Source organism: Salsuginibacillus kocurii DSM 18087 (assembly GCF_000377705.1).
Lineage (GTDB): Bacteria > Bacillota > Bacilli > Bacillales > Marinococcaceae > Salsuginibacillus > Salsuginibacillus kocurii.
Genome location: NZ_KB898623.1, coordinates 137,260 through 157,526 on the forward strand (window position 1 = coordinate 137,260; position 20,267 = coordinate 157,526).

General features: G+C 41.2%; 20 protein-coding genes and 1 pseudogene. 6 read left to right on the forward strand and 15 right to left on the reverse strand.

What is annotated here, in order from left to right; translation table 11 throughout:
- Window positions 1-109: 109 nt before the first annotated feature.
- The 3 genes from D469_RS0100700 to D469_RS0100710 form a co-directional block, all read right to left on the reverse strand.
- On the reverse strand, window positions 110-802 hold the full coding sequence (locus tag D469_RS0100700; protein ID WP_018921432.1) for a potassium channel family protein: 693 nt from the start codon (window positions 800-802) through the stop codon (window positions 110-112).
- A 489-nt stretch (window positions 803-1,291) separates the two neighbouring features.
- A complete protein-coding gene (locus D469_RS0100705; RefSeq protein WP_018921433.1) occupies window positions 1,292-1,765 on the reverse strand; it encodes a TlpA disulfide reductase family protein in 474 nt (157 codons plus the stop codon).
- Between the two features lie 97 nt (window positions 1,766-1,862).
- Window positions 1,863-2,414 carry a peroxiredoxin gene (locus D469_RS0100710; RefSeq protein ID WP_018921434.1) on the reverse strand — a complete coding sequence of 184 codons (552 nt, stop codon included), beginning with the start codon at window positions 2,412-2,414 and terminating at the stop codon, window positions 1,863-1,865.
- 400 nt (window positions 2,415-2,814) lie between these two features.
- Between D469_RS0100710 and D469_RS0100715 the strand changes: the two genes are divergently transcribed.
- The gene (locus tag D469_RS0100715; protein ID WP_018921435.1) at window positions 2,815-3,657 is read left to right on the forward strand and encodes a mechanosensitive ion channel family protein; all 843 of its coding nucleotides are present in this window, start codon (window positions 2,815-2,817) and stop codon (window positions 3,655-3,657) included.
- Window positions 3,658-3,799: 142 nt separating this feature from the next.
- Here D469_RS0100715 and D469_RS0100720 read toward each other — a convergent pair whose 3' ends face one another.
- From D469_RS0100720 to dapD, 3 genes are all read right to left on the reverse strand, one after another.
- Window positions 3,800-4,930: an N-acetyldiaminopimelate deacetylase gene (locus D469_RS0100720; protein ID WP_018921436.1), complete on the reverse strand. Its 1,131-nt coding sequence runs from the start codon at window positions 4,928-4,930 to the stop codon at window positions 3,800-3,802.
- The gene (locus tag D469_RS0100725) at window positions 4,930-6,108 is read right to left on the reverse strand and encodes an aspartate aminotransferase family protein (RefSeq protein WP_040606424.1); all 1,179 of its coding nucleotides are present in this window, start codon (window positions 6,106-6,108) and stop codon (window positions 4,930-4,932) included. Before D469_RS0100725 ends, D469_RS0100720 begins: the two co-directional genes overlap by 1 nt.
- Before the next feature lie 192 nt (window positions 6,109-6,300).
- Window positions 6,301-7,017 carry a 2,3,4,5-tetrahydropyridine-2,6-dicarboxylate N-acetyltransferase gene (gene dapD / locus D469_RS0100730; protein ID WP_018921438.1) on the reverse strand — a complete coding sequence of 239 codons (717 nt, stop codon included), beginning with the start codon at window positions 7,015-7,017 and terminating at the stop codon, window positions 6,301-6,303.
- Window positions 7,018-7,387: 370 nt separating this feature from the next.
- On the opposite strand from dapD, the gene rraA reads away from it, so the two are divergent.
- Complete coding sequence (rraA, locus tag D469_RS0100735) at window positions 7,388-7,867, forward strand: ribonuclease E activity regulator RraA (protein ID WP_018921439.1); 480 nt, start codon at window positions 7,388-7,390, stop codon at window positions 7,865-7,867.
- Window positions 7,868-8,276: 409 nt separating this feature from the next.
- On the opposite strand, the pseudogene D469_RS22480 reads toward rraA, so the two are convergent.
- The 3 genes and pseudogenes from D469_RS22480 to D469_RS0100750 all read right to left on the reverse strand — a co-directional run.
- Window positions 8,277-8,456 (reverse strand): annotated as a pseudogene (locus D469_RS22480) (isocitrate lyase); the annotation flags it as partial.
- Between the two features lie 329 nt (window positions 8,457-8,785).
- On the reverse strand, window positions 8,786-9,787 hold the full coding sequence (locus D469_RS0100745; RefSeq protein WP_156816871.1) for a phosphotransferase: 1,002 nt from the start codon (window positions 9,785-9,787) through the stop codon (window positions 8,786-8,788).
- Window positions 9,788-9,830: 43 nt separating this feature from the next.
- Entirely contained in the window at window positions 9,831-10,625 is a 795-nt protein-coding gene (locus D469_RS0100750; protein ID WP_018921441.1) for a HipA family kinase, read from the reverse strand.
- A 350-nt stretch (window positions 10,626-10,975) separates the two neighbouring features.
- Here D469_RS0100750 and D469_RS0100760 point away from each other — a divergent pair, with 350 nt between their 5' ends.
- The 3 genes from D469_RS0100760 to D469_RS22490 all read left to right on the forward strand — a co-directional run bounded on the left by D469_RS0100760 (window position 10,976) and on the right by D469_RS22490 (window position 12,961).
- Window positions 10,976-12,055 (forward strand): glycosyltransferase, encoded by a 1,080-nt coding sequence (locus D469_RS0100760; RefSeq protein ID WP_018921443.1) that lies wholly within the window; start codon window positions 10,976-10,978, stop codon window positions 12,053-12,055.
- A gap of 426 nt (window positions 12,056-12,481) precedes the next feature.
- Window positions 12,482-12,673 (forward strand): RraA family protein, encoded by a 192-nt coding sequence (locus D469_RS22485; RefSeq protein ID WP_240473296.1) that lies wholly within the window; start codon window positions 12,482-12,484, stop codon window positions 12,671-12,673.
- Window positions 12,674-12,712: 39 nt separating this feature from the next.
- Window positions 12,713-12,961 carry an RraA family protein gene (locus tag D469_RS22490; RefSeq protein WP_240473298.1) on the forward strand — a complete coding sequence of 83 codons (249 nt, stop codon included), beginning with the start codon at window positions 12,713-12,715 and terminating at the stop codon, window positions 12,959-12,961.
- Between the two features lie 88 nt (window positions 12,962-13,049).
- Here D469_RS22490 and aceA read toward each other — a convergent pair whose 3' ends face one another.
- The 3 genes from aceA to D469_RS0100785 all read right to left on the reverse strand — a co-directional run bounded on the left by aceA (window position 13,050) and on the right by D469_RS0100785 (window position 16,086).
- Window positions 13,050-14,327: an isocitrate lyase gene (gene aceA / locus D469_RS0100775; RefSeq protein WP_018921445.1), complete on the reverse strand. Its 1,278-nt coding sequence runs from the start codon at window positions 14,325-14,327 to the stop codon at window positions 13,050-13,052.
- Between the two features lie 4 nt (window positions 14,328-14,331).
- Window positions 14,332-14,490, reverse strand: a complete 159-nt coding sequence (locus D469_RS21895) for a hypothetical protein (protein ID WP_018921446.1) — start codon at window positions 14,488-14,490, stop codon at window positions 14,332-14,334.
- A gap of 372 nt (window positions 14,491-14,862) precedes the next feature.
- Window positions 14,863-16,086 carry an MFS transporter gene (locus tag D469_RS0100785; protein WP_476748567.1) on the reverse strand — a complete coding sequence of 408 codons (1,224 nt, stop codon included), beginning with the start codon at window positions 16,084-16,086 and terminating at the stop codon, window positions 14,863-14,865.
- A gap of 105 nt (window positions 16,087-16,191) precedes the next feature.
- Between D469_RS0100785 and D469_RS0100790 the strand changes: the two genes are divergently transcribed.
- Window positions 16,192-17,067: a LysR family transcriptional regulator gene (locus D469_RS0100790; RefSeq protein WP_018921448.1), complete on the forward strand. Its 876-nt coding sequence runs from the start codon at window positions 16,192-16,194 to the stop codon at window positions 17,065-17,067.
- Window positions 17,068-17,319: 252 nt separating this feature from the next.
- On the opposite strand, the gene D469_RS19320 is transcribed toward D469_RS0100790, so the two are convergent.
- The 3 genes from D469_RS19320 to D469_RS19325 form a co-directional block, all read right to left on the reverse strand.
- Window positions 17,320-18,192 carry an SDR family NAD(P)-dependent oxidoreductase gene (locus D469_RS19320; protein WP_083910673.1) on the reverse strand — a complete coding sequence of 291 codons (873 nt, stop codon included), beginning with the start codon at window positions 18,190-18,192 and terminating at the stop codon, window positions 17,320-17,322.
- On the reverse strand, window positions 18,189-19,238 hold the full coding sequence (locus tag D469_RS0100800) for an HD-GYP domain-containing protein (protein ID WP_018921450.1): 1,050 nt from the start codon (window positions 19,236-19,238) through the stop codon (window positions 18,189-18,191). The genes D469_RS19320 and D469_RS0100800 overlap by 4 nt, the downstream gene beginning before the upstream one ends.
- 471 nt (window positions 19,239-19,709) lie before the next feature.
- The gene (locus D469_RS19325; RefSeq protein ID WP_018921451.1) at window positions 19,710-20,105 is read right to left on the reverse strand and encodes an HPr family phosphocarrier protein; all 396 of its coding nucleotides are present in this window, start codon (window positions 20,103-20,105) and stop codon (window positions 19,710-19,712) included.
- Window positions 20,106-20,267 lie beyond the last annotated feature (162 nt).

Genomic DNA, 20,267 nt, shown 5'->3' on the forward strand with positions numbered 1-20,267 from the left:
AAATTAATAGAAACGAGATGTAAATGCAGTCATCTCAGCACGCCTACAACAACCCCCCTTTTTTGCTTACTAGCTTAAAAGGGGGGGTTATTTATATAAAGGGTTTGCTTCAATTCTCATCAATCCAGTGATTTTCAAGGCGGTTAATATCCTTGTCTGCTCCAATCACAATCAATACATCATTCTGTTTAATCTCTTCTTCAGGCCATGGAGATACTTTAATATCTTCTCCCCGTTTTATCGCAAGTATATTACAACCATATTTTGAACGAAAATCTAAATCGATAATCGTTTCCCCACCAATCGTTTTCCCTGCTACAAGCTCTACGATACTATACTCATCAGAGAGCTCTAGATAATCTAGCACGTTTTCTGAAACAATATTATGGGCAATCCTTACCCCGATATCCCGTTCAGGATGAACAATTTCATGAGCACCAATTTTATTTAATACTTTTTCATGATAATCATTTTGAGCTTTTACGGTAATATGGCCCACTGCCATTTCATCTAGAATTAGAGTAGTAAGAATGCTGGCCTGAATATTATCACCAATAGCAACAATTACATGATCAAAGTTACCTATGCCCAGTCCTCTTAATGCTTTTTCATCGGTACTATCCGCAATCGCTGCCTGTGTCACAATGGCAGCATATTCATTTACTTTCTCTTCATCGGTATCAATCGCCAGTACTTCCATACCTTCTTCTACAAGCGATTTACATATGCTCCCCCCGAAACGACCGAGCCCGATGACAGCAAACTGCTTTTTCACATTCAATCCCTCCGACCCTTCCAACATATGTACGTCTGCTCCTATTGTACATAAACCCTATTTAAAAACAAAGCTATGTTTTCCCCATCCCTAATACAAGACAATAAACGTAACAACGTTTTATTAGAGGCGTCCCTGTAAAGGCATGAGCAACCACTAGCGTTGTAAATGTATCCACACAAGAAGAAGTGCCGGACAATTGCCTCCCCAGTTTTTGGTTTGCGCCTTCATTCATCCCCTTTCTGCGGATGAACCACCTGGTCTCCTAGAGCGTGGACTTCCTGAGGAGATGCAAGTGTTACTGCGGGAAAGAAGACACGGCGAGGTCAAATGAAGTGAAGACCAAGCCGATGTCACTCTGGCCTGTGGTGAAAGCATCCGCATGAAGCGAAGACTGCAAACATTATATGGAAAGCTTACATAATGATCGAAGAACCGGTGGAGAGTTTTGCAACGCTAGTGATGACCAACAGAGAAAGAAGCTAACCTTTTCAACAGGTCAGCTCCTTAGATAATCTATTCAGATGTTTCTTCAGCTTTCCGCTGTTTATCAAGCACGCGGTTAACGCGTTTAGTTAACATTTTCATTCCGCCACCGCCAGCTTGGAAATGGCGAAGAGCGCCATCTTTATCAAATACATAATAAGCTGGCACATATTCATTTTCAAACGCATCGGTCAATTTGTGTTCGTTATCTACAAAGATTGGCTGAGTAATGCCATGTTCCTTTGCTGTTTCCTCGATGCTATCAAGATCTAAGTCTTTTTCGGACCGCGGCATATGCACAGCTATTACATTTAATTCATCTTTATACTCATCTCTAAATTCATTTACATTTGGCATTGCTTCCTTACACAAACCGCAACTCACTGACCAGAAGTGAACAAGTGTCGGTTTATCGCCAACTAATTCGTCTTTAGAAACTTCTTGGTTAATCCATTTGGTTGCGCCTGATAGTTCTGGCATCTCTGAGCGAAGCTTTAAACCCATTTCACTTCCTCCTTTGTGACTGTGTAACTCATGCATTGGTTAGAAAAGGTCTAACATCAATGCTAGACCTTTTCGTTACTTCATTTAATTCCTTCGATTATACGTTTAATGTTTCTTGGCCTGGCTTCCAGTTCGCCGGGCAAAGTCCACCTGTTTGTAGAGCTTGAAGCACGCGAAGTGTCTCATCAACATCACGGCCTACATCGTTGTGGTTTACAACAGAGTACACAAGCTCTCCTTCTGGGTTAATAATGAAGAGACCGCGTAGTGCAACGCCTTCTTCTTCGATTAAAACACCATAGTCACGGGAGACTTTGTGATTCGTGTCGGCTGCTAGCGGATAATTCAAGTCGCCAAGACCGTTTTCGTCACGGGAAGTGTTAATCCATGCTTTGTGTGTATGAACAGTATCAGTTGAAACACCGATCACTTCTGCATCAAGGTCTTCAAAGTCTTCGTAACGATCAGACATTGCCTGGATTTCAGTAGGACATACAAACGTGAAGTCCATTGGATAGAAGAAAAGGACAGTCCATTTGTCTTCTTTCATTACGCCTTCCAAACTTACTTTGTCAAACTCTTTATTTGGAAGAACCGCATCCATTTCAAACCGTGGAGCTTGTTTTGCTACCATACGTTTTTCACTCATAGTAAAAGACCTCCTAAGTAAATTAGCTCTTTGTTTTGTGAACAAGAATCATTATAATCTAAGAACTCATGTTACGTCAATAAATGCGATGTTCTTGCAATGTACTCGAAGCTATATCGCCTTCAATTCGATCCTTGGCCCTGCAGTTTGGATTTCGTTAATAAAAGGAGGTGCTAATTAGCTTCTCTTTAGTTTTTATTCATAAATGACAACTACTGCCGACAATAACTTGACCTCACTTAAAAGCATACCCAACCTTGGCTTTAAAAACATGCGTAACATTTTCCCTTTTAGTTGATAACTAAACATGTCATACTTTGTTTGCTTTCATCAAATTTTAAGGTATAGTATACAGAAATCCGGGTAAAGGAAAGAAGTTGTCGAAAAGGAGTGTCAGTCATTGCCACAATGGATTGAAGAAGGAATCTGGGGTGCTTTTCTCAGTGGGGCTGTGATTATCGCACTGCAAATTCTCTTAGCAGTCATTGCTTATTTTATTGCACGGGCAATCGGCAAGAAAATTATTAACCGAAGTTTCACCCGCATGCAATCTCAAAAGAACATGCACCCTGGACGCGTCAAAACGTTAGAAAAGCTTGGTACTAGCGTTTTTTCTTATGTACTTATCTTTATTTTCGTAACAATTATTGTAGGTATCTTCGAATTAGATATAGCCCCTCTTATTGCCAGTGCCGGTGTTATTGGTCTTGCGATTGGTTTTGGGGCACAAGGGCTTGTAAGTGATGTAGTTACCGGATTCTTCATCTTAATGGAAAAGCAAATTGAAGTTGATGATTACATTACCATCAGCGGGCTTGATGGCGTGGTTGAAGAGGTAGGTTTGCGCACAACGCAAATTCGCGGCTTTGACGGCACCCTTCATTTCATACCTAACCGTGAAATAGGCAGTGTGAGCAATCATTCAAGGGGAAATATGCAGGCGCTTGTTGATATTAGTATTTCCTATAATGACAATGCCGACGAAGCCATTCGTGTGCTGCAAGCAGCGTGTAACCAGGTTGCCAGTGAAGAAGAAGCAATAAAAGAAGGACCGCATGTTATCGGTGTTCAAAGCCTGGGCGATTCTGATGTCGTGATTCGAATCCTTGCTCAAACGGCCAATATGGAACAATGGGGTGTGGAACGAATGCTGCGCAAAGCGGGTATGGAAGCATTGCAAACAGCCGGAATAGAGATCCCTTATCCTCATCAAGTTTATGTTCATAAAGACGAAGCAAAATAAATACACAGATTTGTACAAACGGCGGTTTTCACAAATCTTGACTTAAAAGCCAAAAGCAGTGGTCGTACATGTGCCTATAGTGCAGGCACAAACAGCCAAAAAGAAGGAGTGGATGTCTCATTAACACCCACTCCTTCTTTTTTTATTCTTTATTCATAGCGTATTCAAAATATGAAGCCACATGATCGACTGCAAGTTTCATAGCTTCTTCATCCGGATTCAGCCTTGCATCATGCAAACCGTAAGAGCTATTGACCCCCAGCCAAAACATAACCCCTGGTATCTCATCTAAGAAGTATCCAAAATCTTCGCCAGTCATAGCTTCTTTACATTCTACTGCTTGAAGCTTGGAGTATTTATCCGTATACTCCAAGAAATCGCGTGCCAAGGATTCTTCATTATACACTTGCTTATAATTGGCTCCCCAATCAATTACTGCTTTGCATTCGTAGGAAGCTTCGATCCCTTGCACCATACTAGTAATGCGTTTTTTCACTTCTTCCATTGAAGTAAGGGAGAGAGTGCGAATCGTCCCTTCCAAACGAGAGGTCCCTGCGATTACATTTTGTTTTGTGCCACCTTGAATGCAGCCTACTGTTATAACAGCGGAATCAAGCGGGTCTACATTACGGGCCACAATAGATTGGAACTGTGTCACCAGAGCACTGGCTGCGACTACCATGTCATTTGCTTGATGCGGATAAGCAGCGTGTCCTCCTCTGCCTTCCAAGTCAATAAAGAGCTCAGATGTATTGGCAAAGAGCAGACCAGGGCGAGTAGCCACTGTACCAACTGAGTATTCCGGAGCGATATGCAGTGCAAGCATCGTGTCTGGACGCCATTTGTTAAAAGGTTCTGCTTGCAGCAATGGCAAGGCTCCGCCAGGCCCTTCTTCAGCCGGTTGAAAGATAAACACCACATGGTCCAGCGGCTGCTGATGACTAAAGTAATGGAGCAATCCGTAGGCAATTGTCATATGAAGGTCATGCCCACACGCATGCATATAGCCTTCATGTTCAGAAGCGAACGCATACCCTGTCTGTTCAGCAATCGGCAATCCATCCATGTCCGTTCGGTAGCCGAATGTTTTTCTTCCTTCTTTCCCAGTAACACGTACTAAAATCGCAGTTTTCCATGTTTCAACCTCGAGGTAATCTTGTGGCAGTTGAGCAATCAAATCAAGCAAATAGGCTTGTGTTTTTGTTTCGGCAAACCCTGGTTCCGGAAATTTGTGTAACTCTCTTCTAATTTGAATTAATTCGTCTTGCTTCATTATGTTTCCGCTCCTTCGCGGGATTTTGGCAACAGCTTTCTCATACTGCTTATAAAGTCATCAATTTCTTCGAATGTTAATGTCAGAGGCGGCAATAACCGAAGAATCGATTGTTGGGTGATGTCTACTAAATATCCTGCTTCCATAAGTTCCTGGCGCAGTTTTTTAACTTGTCCACCTTCCATGTTCATAACCACCCCTAGCATCATCCCTTTACCCCGCACCCCGGAAATATGCTGGGGAAACTCTTCTGTAAGCTCCATCAGCTTCTGCCACAAATAACGTGCTCGTTCTGCCCCTTTAGTTAGTTCATCATCTTTAAAGAGCGCATCCAGCACAGCATTTCCAAGCGCCGCGCTTAAAGGGGACGGGCCGAAAGTCGTGCCGTGGTCCCCCGGCTGAAAGGACGCCAATACTTTATCGCCGGCAATAAGGCCGCCAAGAGGAAGGCCCCCGCCGACCCCTTTTGCAAATAAGACAATATCTGGTGATACATCGCAATGCTGATAAGCAAATAAAGTACCGGTGCGCCCATTCCCGGTCTGAATCTCATCCATGATAAACAATGTGCCGTACTCATTACACAACTGAGCCGCTACCGAAATGTATTCTTCAGATAAAGGTACGATTCCCCCAGAGCCTAATACTGGTTCCATCAAAACGGCAGCTGGCTTGTGCTCAGCTAATGTGCGACGCAATTGTTCAATATCTTCTGCCTCGCTTTCATATACGGGAAAATCAGCCGCAGGGAAGTCCTGGTAAACGCCTTCCTGGCGCGTCAACTGAATAGTACCGAGCGTGCGACCATGAAAGCTGTTTTTTAAAACGACAATGCCCTTTTTAGCTTCTGTTTCAGCTTTAGCCCACTTGTGGACCAGCTTTACCGCAGCTTCAGTCGCTTCAGCTCCCGAGTTAGCAAAAAATACTTTTCCCGGAATGGAGTGCTCCACTAATCGTTTGGCCAAGGTTACCGCCGGTGGAGCAACGAAGTAATTGGATATATGCAAAAATGATTTCCCTTGTTCTTCTAACGCCTGCATAATTCTAGGATGGGAATGCCCCAGCACATTTACCGCCAATCCGGTAAATAAATCCATATAGCTATTTCCATCCGCGTCAATTAACGTGTTGCCCTCAGCGCTTTCAATTGCAAGCGGAAGCCGATTATAAGTCGGCATGATATAAGTTTGATCAAGTTCCAGCCAATCTTGATTCAAGGTTTCCCAACCTCCTCTATTTCCCTTTGTTTATGTTCTTTACATTTCGTATTTATTTAGCAATGTATATACGATAGCTCATGAGCTATTTTACAACACTTTTTCCTTATGTAAATAGAAGACTCCCGCCACAGCGGGAGTCTTTTGAATCAATTAATCATTTAAGCGGCGAAGTTCTGCTTTAATTTCTGTTTTTCCTTTTGTTTGCTCATCAATTTCTTTTAATACGCGAGCTGGCGTTCCCGCAACAACTGTGTTCGGTGGTACGTCTTCAGTAACAATAGCACCAGCAGCTACTACTGCACCTTCTCCGACTGTTACCCCTTCAAGCACTACACAGTTCGCACCAATGACAACACCGTCTTCAATGATAACAGGTTGAGCAGAAGGAGGCTCAATAACTCCTGCTAGCACGGTACCTGCTCCAACGTGACAATTTTTACCTACAGTGGCACGGCCGCCCATTGCCACATTCATATCAATCATTGTCCCTTCGCCAATAACGCAGCCAATATTAATAGTAGCTCCCATCATAATAACTGCATTATCGCCGATTTCAACCTGATCGCGAATCGTAGCACCTGGTTCAATACGTGCTTGAATATCTTTTTGGTCAAGAAGTGGAATTGCGGAATTACGACGGTCATTTTCGACTACATAATCTTCAATTTTGGCCTGATTTGCTTCAAGCACTTCTTTAATCTCTTTCCATTCGCCAAACAGTACACCTGTATCGCCATAGAGGAATGTTTTCGTTTCGCTGCCGAAATCAATTCCTTCTAGCTCTCCTTTAATATGTACCTTTACCGGTGTTGACTTTTCACTTTCTGAAATAAAACGAATAATTTCATTCGCATCCATCATGGACATATACAATCTCCTCCTCATTTCTTTCCTTTAGCTTACCACAGCTTATCCCCTTCAAAAAAGCATGAAGGCCTTTCTTTCCCACTGCGTTCAAGCCAACTGTATTATTGTATCATGAGCGGCCGTTAACGACTATATGTATGTTTCTCCAACTGTTAAGCAGGAACCTGCCTTGTTCCTGTCAAAATATATTAATGATGCTGTTTTTACTATAAGGCCGTATTTTTTTATTAAGGCTTTTTGGTGACCGCCATACTTGTTTTTCATGTAGCACTTAAACAAGTGTGCCTGCTCTTTCGCTTATAGCAAAGTTGTCTCTCCCTTTATATTAGTTAAAACGAACAATTATTCACTATTGTAGGAGGTTTTAAACATGAATGTTCCGACAGCTGATATTTGTGATAAGTATCCTGAGCAAGTGCAACTAGCTTCAATTCCTTTCCACTCCTATGGAAAAAAACAATCCTTTGCTGGTCCTATCGCTACCGTACATGTACATGAAGATAATGTTCTGGTGGAACAAGCATTAAACGATGTACCCGAAGGAACAGTACTCGTTGTCGATGGTGAAGGGTCTAAAGCCTGTGCTTTAATGGGAGATCGACTGGCAGCCATTGCCCAAGACCGCAGCCTGGCTGGAGTGATTATTAATGGCTGCATTCGTGACTCGGCAGAAATAAATGACCTGGACACTGGCATATTTGCATTAGGCACGAACCCATTTAAATCTAAGAAAAGTGGGGACGGCCAACGCGATGTCCAACTTACCTTTGCAAGCCTTACGTGGAAGCCGAATATGTGGGTCTATGCTGACGAGGATGGAATTTTACTAACGGAGTCAAAGCTTCAATAGAACGAACCTAGATACATCGCAGCAAACAAACATAAAACAGTTAATGGTAGCAGTGGGAGCAACCAAGCCTGCAGGCCTGAAAGGTAACGCAGCATACGGAGGACCAGCTGTAAACACAAGCACAGATGAGGGAGGGGCTTTCCCAAAAGGGTAGCTCCTTCCCTATTTATCTCAATTCTAGTACTAAAATAAAGAGATCATCCTTTTACTGAAATGAATAGGAACCACACTAACCACAAGAAAGGATGATCTCTTAAGTTTAAAGATTAATCCATGGGACCACTCGTTCTATCACTGAATTTTAGTGATTTAATTCCAGAAACTCAGGGTTCACGTGTGATACACAAATTGATTGAACAGGTGGAGGACCAGCTTTTAACTATATCTTCTTACAAAGCTCTTTCTTACTTTAAAATTGAGATTCTTCGGTGGAACCCGTAAGCGCGGTAGTCAAAGACGTGCCTCTGGATATGACGTGGGAAACTTGATCAAAGTAGCCGGTGACCACTTCCCGCTGATGGCGGGTCGCGCTGCAGCCATTTTCTTCGCTTGCAAACTCCGCCTGTTGAAGCTCGGAATAAGCGCCCATTCACCGTGGTGAAACTAAATGAGTTTTTTATATGTAGACCGATTACTTTAATCGTCTTCTTCATCCTCTTCACCCTCAGTGGCCGTATTGCGACTTTCGCATCTCTATGGTGTTTCCTATTGCTACTTGGTTTTTTTCAACAATACAGAGTGTTCCTGAATGGTTGAAGGTACTTGGAATTCGTAATTATTCCACTTTTGTTTAATTTGATTTTTGTAAGCCATTAAGCCATGTATTATCTATTATATAGAAAACATGGCTTTTTTCTTTCTCGCTTGTAAGATACATAAATATATCTATGCAAGCTCATCGTTATTTAGATTTTCTACTTAACTTTCTGAATAACGCTGTAACACATATTCTCTTTTTCTTATCTCACTTTCAATCCAATTTGTTAATCCTTCAAGTACCGTTTCCTCTTTTTCCAGCTTCTTTAGCTTCTTCGTTTTTAAATATCTCGTAATCTCCTTATGAATACGGTGCGGAAAGATAGTATCTGCTGCATACAAACTCTCGTACGCTTCATCTTCTGGACAAAAATTGAAATAGTTATCAAAAAGAAAATCCAACTTTTCAACGTGCTCACTTCTATTTGAAAGAGAGTATACCAAATATCTGAAATCATCCATTGGAAGGCCATAATATGCTCGGTCATAGTCAATGACCATTATTTCTCCTTCTTTATTTAAATAACTATTTCTCGCATTATAATCCCCATGGCAAATGTTATTTCTTTCCTTAACTTGATTTATATAAGAGTTAATATCACAGGCTTCTATTCTCTTTATACTTTCTTCCGCTTGCATAATCATTTCTTCTAAACCTGCTTTTACATGTTCGTTCTTTAATGAAGAATGCCATCCTTGCATGTCCCTTAGCTTATCCCTATAACTTGCCTTAAACTCATCCACAGTAGGAAACTGTATCTTCTCTTCCATTTCTTTTAATTCACTAAAACGAGCTAACTGATGAAAGTCTGCCAAGGCCTTTACTCTCTGAATAGTAGATAATTTCCCAGCCGGTTCAATATATTCAGATAAGAAATAACACCCTTCTTCCTTTTCTACATACAATTCGTCTTTCTTTGTTTTATAGACTGCAGGTGCTCCAAATCCTTTCTTATTCAAAAGGTGTTGCAACTTAATTGGGAACCATTTGTGTTTGGGTTTTACTACTTTTAATACATACACGTTATTTGTTTCGTGTTCTTCGACAAACCAAATTTTAATAATCGGATTCCCTACTTTTCCAGCTGGATTGATGGAACGAATTTTCTCCCTCTCAATCCCATAGTGTTCCAACACTTCACGGTTAGGCATATTGTCGCTCACTTCAAATCCACATCCCTTCTTTAAATAGACTGATTATAAAAGATTACCGTTTTGCTCCTATCTTCTTTCCATACTTTTCAACAATTAAATCAACCACTTTTGATAGGTTTTCTTTTTCATTAATTAAATAATTAATCAATGATTCTTTATCACTTGTTGTTGCGTTCCATTCTTCGGGAATTGACTGTACAATATTGGCAATTGATTCATTTGAAAATTCTTTAATTTTCTCGGCAAATGCATAGAGTTGATCTTGACTTTCTACGAATGAAAGAATCCATTTATAAACAGGCATCTTAATTCTATACTGTGGTTCCTCTTTTAGAGTTTCACTATTCCAACAGTATCCTCCAGGAAAACATCTGCCATGATCAATCATATAAACATAATAACTATTTTCAAGCTTTTTAAATAAAATATTGTTTCTTCCTCGATCCGTATTGTTTACCCATTGGTCAAACACCACAATCCCTGCCAGTTCTTCCTCGCTATTATCTACTGTCCCTATTGAAGATTCATCTCCCTTATTAGGAAATGTCACAGATTCCTCAATGAATAAGATAGCATAATGATAGCCAGGTTGAAGCTTCTTACGACTAGATACCTCCTTTATAAAATCCTCTGGAATGAATACAAGTCTTGATGGAATCGTTGGCAAAGATAGATGAGTTGCTAATTGTCCAACAACATATTCATTAACTAACTCTTTTTCTCTTTTCTCCTTCTTCGTATCAAATTTCACGACATAATTGAATCCGTCACTAAATTGAATCACATGGGCAATTGCTCCTCTTAAAGACTTTATATATTTCACTGGATAAATATCTTGCTCTGTCATACTTTCACTCCTCTATTTTTGATCCTTTGACTACTCTAAGAGGCTTAAAATAGTCCTCAGCCAATAACTTATGCTGTCTTACTTTATAAGCCACGGCAGATCCTCCTAGTAATTCCCCCATTTTTCTATGGATGATTTCTTTAAAGTTAAATGCCGTTTCTCTTTTCTACCTATTGAATAATTTAATTTTTGAATGGCGCTAGTCCCCTGATAAGGTGGTGAACGAATTATCCGAGACAGAATGTGCTTAGCATTTAGGTTCGATGTTATGAGGAGGTAGCCCCTTAGGCGGAAAGTACTTGAACTGAGTTCTTATAATTTTACAAAACAACAAGAAAGGAGATTTTCAATTGAAAAAAACCATTGCTCATTTTCTATATAAAGGTGTAAAACCGCATCAAGAGTTTGTTTACCACCAAATATCCAAATTAAAGAATTATCGTTCAATTGTGATCGGACCTTATCAAGAACAAGATAATTTTTACCCTTTTGCAGAGTTTTACAACTTAAATGATATTGGAAATTTAGCTGAATTCTTAAAAGAACAAAATGTTGTTGCCATTCATTCTCATCATGGTGGTGAATCCTTAAAGATATTGCCTAAAATTAAAGAACTAGACATTCCTTTTATCGTTAGTATTCGAGGTAGAGACGGTTCTGCACACAAAAATGCGTTTGACCGTAATTTTAATAGATATAAAGACTTAAAAAACTACGGAACTGTGTTGTTTCCAGTTTGCCAATATCTTGCAGACGACATGAAGAAATTGGGTTTCCCAGAAAAGAAATTAAAAGTGTTATACGGTGGAATTGATCTTGACCACTTTCCTTTTGTCGAACACCAATTACCAGAAAAAGGGGAAGTGCGAATTGTTTCTGTAGGAAGATTAGTTATGAAAAAGGGGTTTGACACGTTAATTGAGGCCTTTGCAAAGGTTCACCAAAACCATCCAAATACAACGTTACACATTATTGGAGAAGGCGAAAATCAAAAAGAACTAAAATCACTAATCAAAAAAAAGAAATTAAAGAACGTAATAAAACTTCGAGGGAGATTAAGCACAGAAGAAATAGCTAATGAAATTCAAAATGCTCATATCTTCTGCTTAGCAAGCCAAATAGCAAGCGATGGAGATGTAGAAGGCATTCCTAATGCATTAAAAGAAGCCATGGCAAGTGGAACCCCAGTTGTATCCACAGAACATGGAGGAATTCCTGAATTGGTTAGACACAAAGAAACTGGATTTCTAGCTACTGAGAGAAACCCTCACCAACTAGCACAAGGTATTGAATTCTTCCTTGAGAATCCAGACATTTGGAAGGATTATACGGAAAAAGCACGCCTAGTCATCGAAGAAAACTTCGATTTGGATACGCAAATCAACGTACAAGAGTGCTATTATGACGCTGTTGTCGACCATCAAGACTGAGGAACACAATCGAGCAGGAAGCGCATCACTGCGCCGTCCTCTCCCACCACCGTACGTACGGATCCATCAGTAAGTTAAGTGTACTTAATTAACTTTCTGATGGAGAGGATTCAGTTATAGTAGCCCGATTCTTTCAAGTATTTGTGTAGGGATGGCAATGGGTGGAATATTGTTATTGGAAATACGCCAAAAACCTTTACGGGGGTTCGCCCATTCCCAAGCCTTTTGCTTGGAAACTTTCATTTTTCGGAGGTTCTTATAGCGGGTTTTATTCTTCTTCCATCTTTTACAGATAAGTTGTCGCATACCACGCCTTAACCAATACAAATTTCAGCTTTTTCCTAAGGTTTTTGCGAACTCGCTTCGCCTTCCACGGAAAGCCGGTTTGCCTCTCCTATGACTTGCAGGGGGATAAAATCAGCCGTTATGGGAGGTTATCATATAAATGTATCTACCACAGATATTTGTGACAACGATCCATATAAAGTCCAATTAGCTTCTCTTCCTTACCTTCCATACGGTAAAAAACGTTCGTTTGCCGGCCCGGGCGCAATTGTAAATATGCACGAAGATAATGTGCTCGTTGAACAAGCATTAAAGGAGGTTCCTGGTGCGTGAAGGAACAATACTTGTCGTCGACAGACAAGGGGCCAAGGCGTGCGCACTGAGGGGGATAGACTCGCAGCTATTGCCCAGGACAGAAGCATTGCCGGAGTAATTATTAATGGCTGTATTCGCGACTCCGCTAAAATAAATAACTTGGATACTGCGATTTTCGCCCTCGGCACGAATCTTTTAAATCTAAAAAGAACGAGGACGGCCAGCTGGGAGGCAATCTTTCCTTTGCCGGTCTCGAATGGCAGCCAAACATGTGGGGTTACGCCGATGAAGATGGTATTTTATTAACGGAGCACAAACTTCAATAACTAAAAACACCTTATAAAGAGAAAGGAGCTGTACCCGCCCGGGACAGCTCCTTTTTGTCGTTTGATTTTTAAAATTGAGATTCTTCAGTAGAACCCGTAAGTGCGGTAGTTGACGAGGTACCGCCTGATACTACTTGTGAGACCTCATCAAAGTAGCCTGTGCCGACTTCACGTTGATGTCGAGTTGCGCTGTAGCCGTTTTCTTCACTTGCGAATTCCGCTTGCTGAAGCTCTGAGTAAGCTCCCATTCCACGATCTTTATAGCCGCGAGCTAATTCGAACATACTGTGATTTAACGCATGGAAACCTGCGAGTGTAACAAACTGGAACTTATAGCCCATCTTCCCAAGCTCACGTTGGAAGTTTTCGATTGTATCTTCATCAATATTACCTTTCCAATTAAAGGAAGGCGAACAATTATAAGCAAGCAGTTTATTTGGATATTTTTCATGAATCGCATCTGCAAAACGCTGTGCTTGTTCTAAATCTGGTTTGGACGTTTCGCACCAGATCAGATCTGCATACGGGGCATAAGCTAGCCCTCTAGCAATTGCTTGATCCATGCCCGCTTTTGTGCGGTAAAAACCTTCAGCTGTTCGTTCACCGGTAATAAACGGAGCATCATTTTCATCAATGTCACTCGTTATTAAATCTGCTGCGTCAGCATCTGTCCGTGCCATAATAACTGTTGGAACACCGCTTACATCAGAAGCGAGTCTGGCAGCCGTTAAGTTTCGAACCGCAGTTTGTGTTGGCAGCAGAACTTTCCCTCCCATATGGCCGCACTTTTTCTCGGAAGCTAACTGATCTTCAAAATGTACGCCGGCCGCTCCAGATTCGATCATCGATTTCATTAATTCGAATACATTTAATTGACCCCCAAATCCAGCTTCTGCATCGGCTACAATCGGAGCGAAATAATCAATATCTCCTTCTTCTTCCATGTGCTGTATTTGGTCAGCGCGTTGTAATGTCTGATTTATGCGCTTTACTACATGAGGTACGCTATTGGCAGGATAGAGACTTTGATCTGGATACATCTGTCCAGACAGATTGGCATCAGCTGCCACTTGCCAGCCACTTAAATAAATCGCTTTCAACCCTGCTTTGACTTGTTGCAAGGCTTGATTTCCTGTTAATGCCCCTAGAGAATTTACATACTCCTCTTCCTCCATTAATTCCCACAATTTGTTTGCTCCCCGTTGGGCAAGGGTATGTTCAACTTGCAAGGAGCCTCGAAGATTTACTACATCTTCTGCACTATAAGGTCGTTCAACTCCCAGCCAGCGTGGATTCGTTGCCCACTCTTTTTGCAGTTCTTCTACTTGCTCTTTTTTTGTAACCATTCTCTCACTCTCCTCTATATAATTGATAGACAAACTCAAAACTGCCCTTCTTCATGCTGTATTTCTCTTTCGTTTCTTTACTACTCATAACCCGCGGCTTCTCACCTATGCCATAGAGCAGTTCAGCTGACAGACTCTCAGTGGTGAAGCTGCCTTTTTCCATTTCAATCTTCCTGAGCAGTCAGTTCTTTTTTCATCAGAAACACTGCTTCACTGAGCACCACCCTTTCTGTGTTAATACAGTATGTTTATTTGATTATTATAATATAACAGATTGACGGAATAATCAACCAATTTTCAAAAAATAAATAAATTTTTTTATAACAGGAAGCTAAATCGACTGTTCTGTTATAAAACAAAAGGGTTCTGCTACACTACTTTTTAGAATGTTGCCCTGGATTTCAGAAGGCCGAGCGCAGTTACAACCATTAAAAAACTGACTCCTGTGCCCGGATCGATAAGGGAGAGGAGTCAGCTTCTATGCAATAGTTAATTGTTTTCTCATGATTCATAGTTTCTTCAGCTCTAATTCTAGCTAAGAAGCAGTGGTAATTGTTCCTTGTGCTTTATGCACATTTTTTTGAGTTATATACAGAGAAATGGTGATCAATCCAGTGAGCACCAAAACAGCAAAGGACCCAGCAATAACCCCGGTCCATTGGAATTGCTCCCACAACCAGCCATAATAAAAGTTCCCTAATCCCCCACAAAGGTAATAAGACGTTAAATAAAGAGCTGAAGCACTTGATTTTCCCCCTTCTGCCACTTCCGCAACATAGGCACTGGCACTTGAGTGAGCAAAGAAAAAACCAAAGCTAAGCAGACTTAAAGCGAGTATAATAGCGATAAGATGAGGAATCAGTGTAACAAACAAAGCAGCAGCCATCATAACAATCCCTGAAATGATTACAATTGGCTTTGAAAGCCACTGTGCTGCCTTCCCTGCCGCCGTCGAGGAAACTGTACCAGCGGCATAGGTAAGAAATAAAAAACCGAGTAGCGCTGGACCTGCATAAAAAGGAGTCCCGCTTAGATAGAAAGTAATATAGTTGAATATCCCCATAAATAAGAAAAAGTGAAGACCGCCGATTATATAAGCTGAACGCAGGCGGCTATTCTTGAGGTGGCGCACATGGTCTAGCGCTACATCTTTTAACCGAAAAGGTTTAGGCTTGAACTCTTGTTCAGCGGGCAAGTATCTTGCCACCACGAGCAAAAGAATGATGCTTAAGACACCAAGGGCTACAAAAGCTATCTGCCAGCCAGCAAGCTCCATGCTAATACCGCTTAATAAACGCCCGCCCATTCCACCTAAACTATTGGCGCTAATATAAATACCAACAGCTACTGCCAAGGCACGAGTGGTAAATTCTTCACTAATATAAGCCATGGCTGCAACAGGAACTGCAGCGAGAGCAGCGGCCTGCAACATCCTAAGAATCAACAAGGCCCAAAACCCTGGACTGAATATAAGCAGGACAGTGGCTACTAAGCCTACACAAAGGGAAGCGAGCAATACATTCTTACGGCCTACTGCATCGGTAATGCCGCTATAAATGAAGAAACTTACCCCTAATGTTAATAAAGGGAGTGAAATTAAAAGCCCCGCTTGCGTAGAAGAAATAGAGAATTCTTCAGCAAAGTACGGGAGTAGAGGTTGAGGATAATAAAGAGTAGCAAATATAAAAAAAGAAGAGCAGGCTAGCGCAAAAGTGGCAAGCCAGAATGTTTTTGTCTGACGCTCAATCAAATCAGTCACTTCCTTCGTAACACTTGATATATTGAGCGTAGCATGTGTAATATGATAAATAAAATATATGATTTTTATTTTAATAATAAATGATGTTTATCCGAAGGTGATATCATGGAAATCCGTCAATGTGAATACTTAGTGACGATTGCAAAACATAAAAGTTTTACGAAAGCAGCAGAGGAGTTACGGGTCGCGCAGCCCGCATTAAGTTATGCCATTAAAAATTTAGAAGCCGAACTAGGGCTGGTTTTGTTTAAACGCGGTAAGCGTCAAGTCCACTTAACGCTTGAAGGAGAGGAGGTGGCATCCCACGCCCGCATTATATTGAAGCATGCTAATGAAGCACGGCAACTTGCATTTAACTTTCAATCGTTAACTAAAGGCACAGTTTCTTTAGGCTTGCCTTCAATGACGGGCTCTTATCTGTTCCCACCTTTTTTTCGGAGTTTCAAAGAAAAATATCCTGGGATACAGTTTGAACTTACCGAAGCAGGAACAGAAACGATTCAAGACTTGATAGCAAAGGAGCAGCTGGATATGGGGCTGATCGTATTACAAGAAGAAGTGGACCCCAGCCTTGAAACCTTTCCGCTGACAGATATTGAGATGGTAGCAGTCACTTCTTTGACTGAGCCTTTGCTTCCTCCCACTTCTATTGAGGCCTCCCACTTATTAGAAATGCCTATTATTTTATTTAAAGAAGGCTACTATCAACGTACACTGTTGCAGCAATTAGAAAAGCAGGCTGGAAAAAAAGCAGCGATTGCCTTTGAAACAGACCAAATTTCTATGGCTAAACAACTGGTGAAAGAAAGGTTGGGCGTGACTTTATTTTTAGACATTGTCGTAGACGAAAAAGAAGAATTGCTCTCTGTAAATTTAGAGCCAAAGGTCACCTTAAAACTGGCTCTTGCTAAGAAAAAAGAGAAAACAATGACCCGGGCTAATCAAGCATTTTTAGAATTTGTTGCCTCATCCAATTATTAATACAACCCTATGAATCAATTTCATAACTCAACTTACTATCTTCAAATACGAATATTATTTATAAATCATACGTTGTCGCTCGATTTTGTTTCAGGCGGACGCTTTCCACGGACTTGGCCTCAGCCTCCTCAGCAGCAACATTACTGCCTGCGGGGTCTTCACCTCAATCCCGTTGGAGTCGCCGCCTTTCGCTAAATGCGAAACGTTGGTGATTTTTATTCCAAAGACCAATGATGAAATTGATTCCTATGTCTACTTATTTAGATTTCTAAGCACCGCCCTGCGCCAAGCTTGCCAAGGAAGCAGCCATTTTAAAAATTGCAAGAGCCGGCTATTTCCCCCAAATGTCTGGTGCAGCCTTGGTTTACAAGGTTTTTTCGCTGCTTTTAATAATTGAGCCGCTGCTTTCTGGGGTTCTTCAAAATTTGATTGCTGTTTACTTACTCGTTCACGCAGCTTCTGTTCTATTATCTGAGCGTACTGAGTTGGCTGGCTGCCCAGTTGGTTTTCCTGTATTCCCCGTTCCCAAATTGCTGTTTTAAACGAGCCGAACTGAAAGGAACGAACATTGATATTACGGGTTTCAAGCTCGAAGTGAAGGCTTTCGGCAACTGTGTCTACTGCTGCTTTCGACGAAGCGTAAGCAGAAAGACCAGGAAACGGGGTGATTGAACTAATAGAAGAGACAAATAGAATTAGAGGGCAAGCAGACTTATACATCCAGGGAAGAGCAGCTTTTGTGACAGCTACAGCCCCGAATACATTTACATCATACTGCTTTTTCCAATCATCAAGCGAGAGTGTTTCCAAAAATCCTGCTGCTGCATAGCCTGCATTATGTATAAGGACATCCAGCCTTCCTGCTTTTTGCAACCTTTCCGGCAGGTCATTTTCTACTTCAGCGTGATTAGTGACATCAAGCTTAAAAATAACTAGCTGCGCACCGACGCCTTCCTGTTCAGCTGTTTCCAGCAAGGAATCACTATTTTCAATCTTCCTTACTCCAGCTAACACCCTATAACCCGCTTTCAAAAATAAAATCGCCGTTTCTTTTCCTATCCCTTGTGCAGCTCCTGTGATAAGTAAAACAGGGCGATTAAGTTCATCCAGTTCATCAAGCATCATAAAACTTCCTTGATAAATACAGTCGTTTCTTTGGAAAGGTCTACTTCATTGATATCATAATCTTCCGTGCTGTTCCCTACCACAGCAAACGTACGGACGATCGGACGCTGGGGCAACCCTTTCGGCTGTCCAGTCACAACCCCTGTTTCGCCTGTTGTTAAGCGAACTTGGCTTCCGGTTGGATAAAAAGCAACAGAACGCAAAAAGCGCCATACGACATTATGGGCAAACTGAATGTTAGTCAGTCCCATCATATGTTCACATGCTTCGTTTGGAAGTAGAACTTCTTTGCCATCTGCTGCTGAGATTAAATTATCATATTCATTCGCTACGGCAACAATTTTTGAAAGCAAATGAATATCATCACCTTTTAATCCTCGCGGCTCCCCCATCCCATTAACAAATTCATGATGGGTAAGGGCAATATGGGCAGACAGTGTGCTTAACTCTTGGTTGCGCCTTAATAAATCAAAACCTTTCCAAGTATGATGAGTAGGATCTTTGACTTCTTCTGTCGTGCGCAAAGACAGTTCCTGGTTAGACAAAATCTTACCGACATCATGAAGCAAGGCTCCTACTGCTAGCTCTTGCAGCTTTTGGCGGTCCAGTCCCATTTTTAAACCAATCAATAATGAAATCATGCAAACATTAACAGCATGTACGTACATCTTATTATCTTGTGTTCGAATATCAGTTAAATTAATAAGCGTGTCTTGGTTTAGTAAAAGCTCTTCAATCATTGAATCGACTGATTGATTCAATGACTTTGCATTAAAATCTTTGTTATTTTGAATATGTTCATAACAAGAGGACAGCGCTGTCATCGTTTCCCTTCGGGTTGTTTCGGAAACAAGTTCTTCCACTTCTATATCGGCAAACATATCATCTTGCAAGTAAACGGCCCTCACGCCCATGTGACGTAATTTCGAAATTAACCCGATCGTCAGTTGAACGTCAGCATGCAGTAAAATTCGGCCATCGCTTGCATAGATGTGGCGTCCCAGCCTGTCCCCTTGTTGAACATTCTCAATTAATGTATAGCGCATTTTTTCAGCCCCTGATATGTTTGGATTCAAACTCAATCTATGTTTATTATAAAATAATAAGAGAAGCAAAAACAGAAATTTCCCGAAACAACATAGAATTGTCTTTTTAAAGCGGAAATAGTTAGTGTCATTATTTATCAAATAAACCCCACTTACTCCGCTCTCATCAGCCCCTTCTCAATAGAAATTGAAGTGAATGATGATCCATGTAACTAACCGTGAATTGACTTTTGCAACAGCTTCAAAAAGGGGCAGCTAATACCAATCAATGAGCGGTTGTAGCTCTAAAGGAGGCTGAAACATCCCCTGCCGAAAAGAAAACACGGCGACAGCAAACCTAGTAGAGATAAAGCCGATGCCGCGCTTGTACCTATTTTAAAAAGGAGTATATTGCGAGAGCCACATGGTCTAACCTCATATAAAAACAGCAATAACCTCAAGGAATTGAAGTTATTGCTAGAAGCAACAGATTTAATGGCGTGTAGTTTTTAAATAAGATTTGGCGACATGCCGTACTTTAGGAGACCAGGAATGAAGAGAACCAGTCATCGCTCGTTCGATCGAATCAATTCCTTCTTCTTCCCAAAAATCAAGTGGAGTGTCGGCAGCTTCTGCCTGTTGAAGAAACGCTGTCACCGCCTCTACTAAAGAATCAGCATCCTGCCCTTTGATATGGACCTCAACCTGGTCGCCGACCCGAAGAGTAGTCAACAGGGACATCATGCCAAGCGTGCTCTTTCCATTTACAGTAACATGTTTTTTTGAAAAAGAAATGTCGCTTTGAAACGTTTCAGTGATATGCACTAATTCGACCACTTTGTGCACCGAAAGACCTTTGAAAAACGACAGTTTCTCTTTTCTTTCCATTTACATCTTAACTCCTTTCCTTTCTTCTCTTGTTTATAGCATACGATTTTAACTGCATCTATAACTTTGTAACGTCATCTCTCATAAAAAAACACCCGAGCTTCACTAACCGTGTAACATTATATTCTTTTCCCTTTCAAATTACAATACAGTCTCCAAATT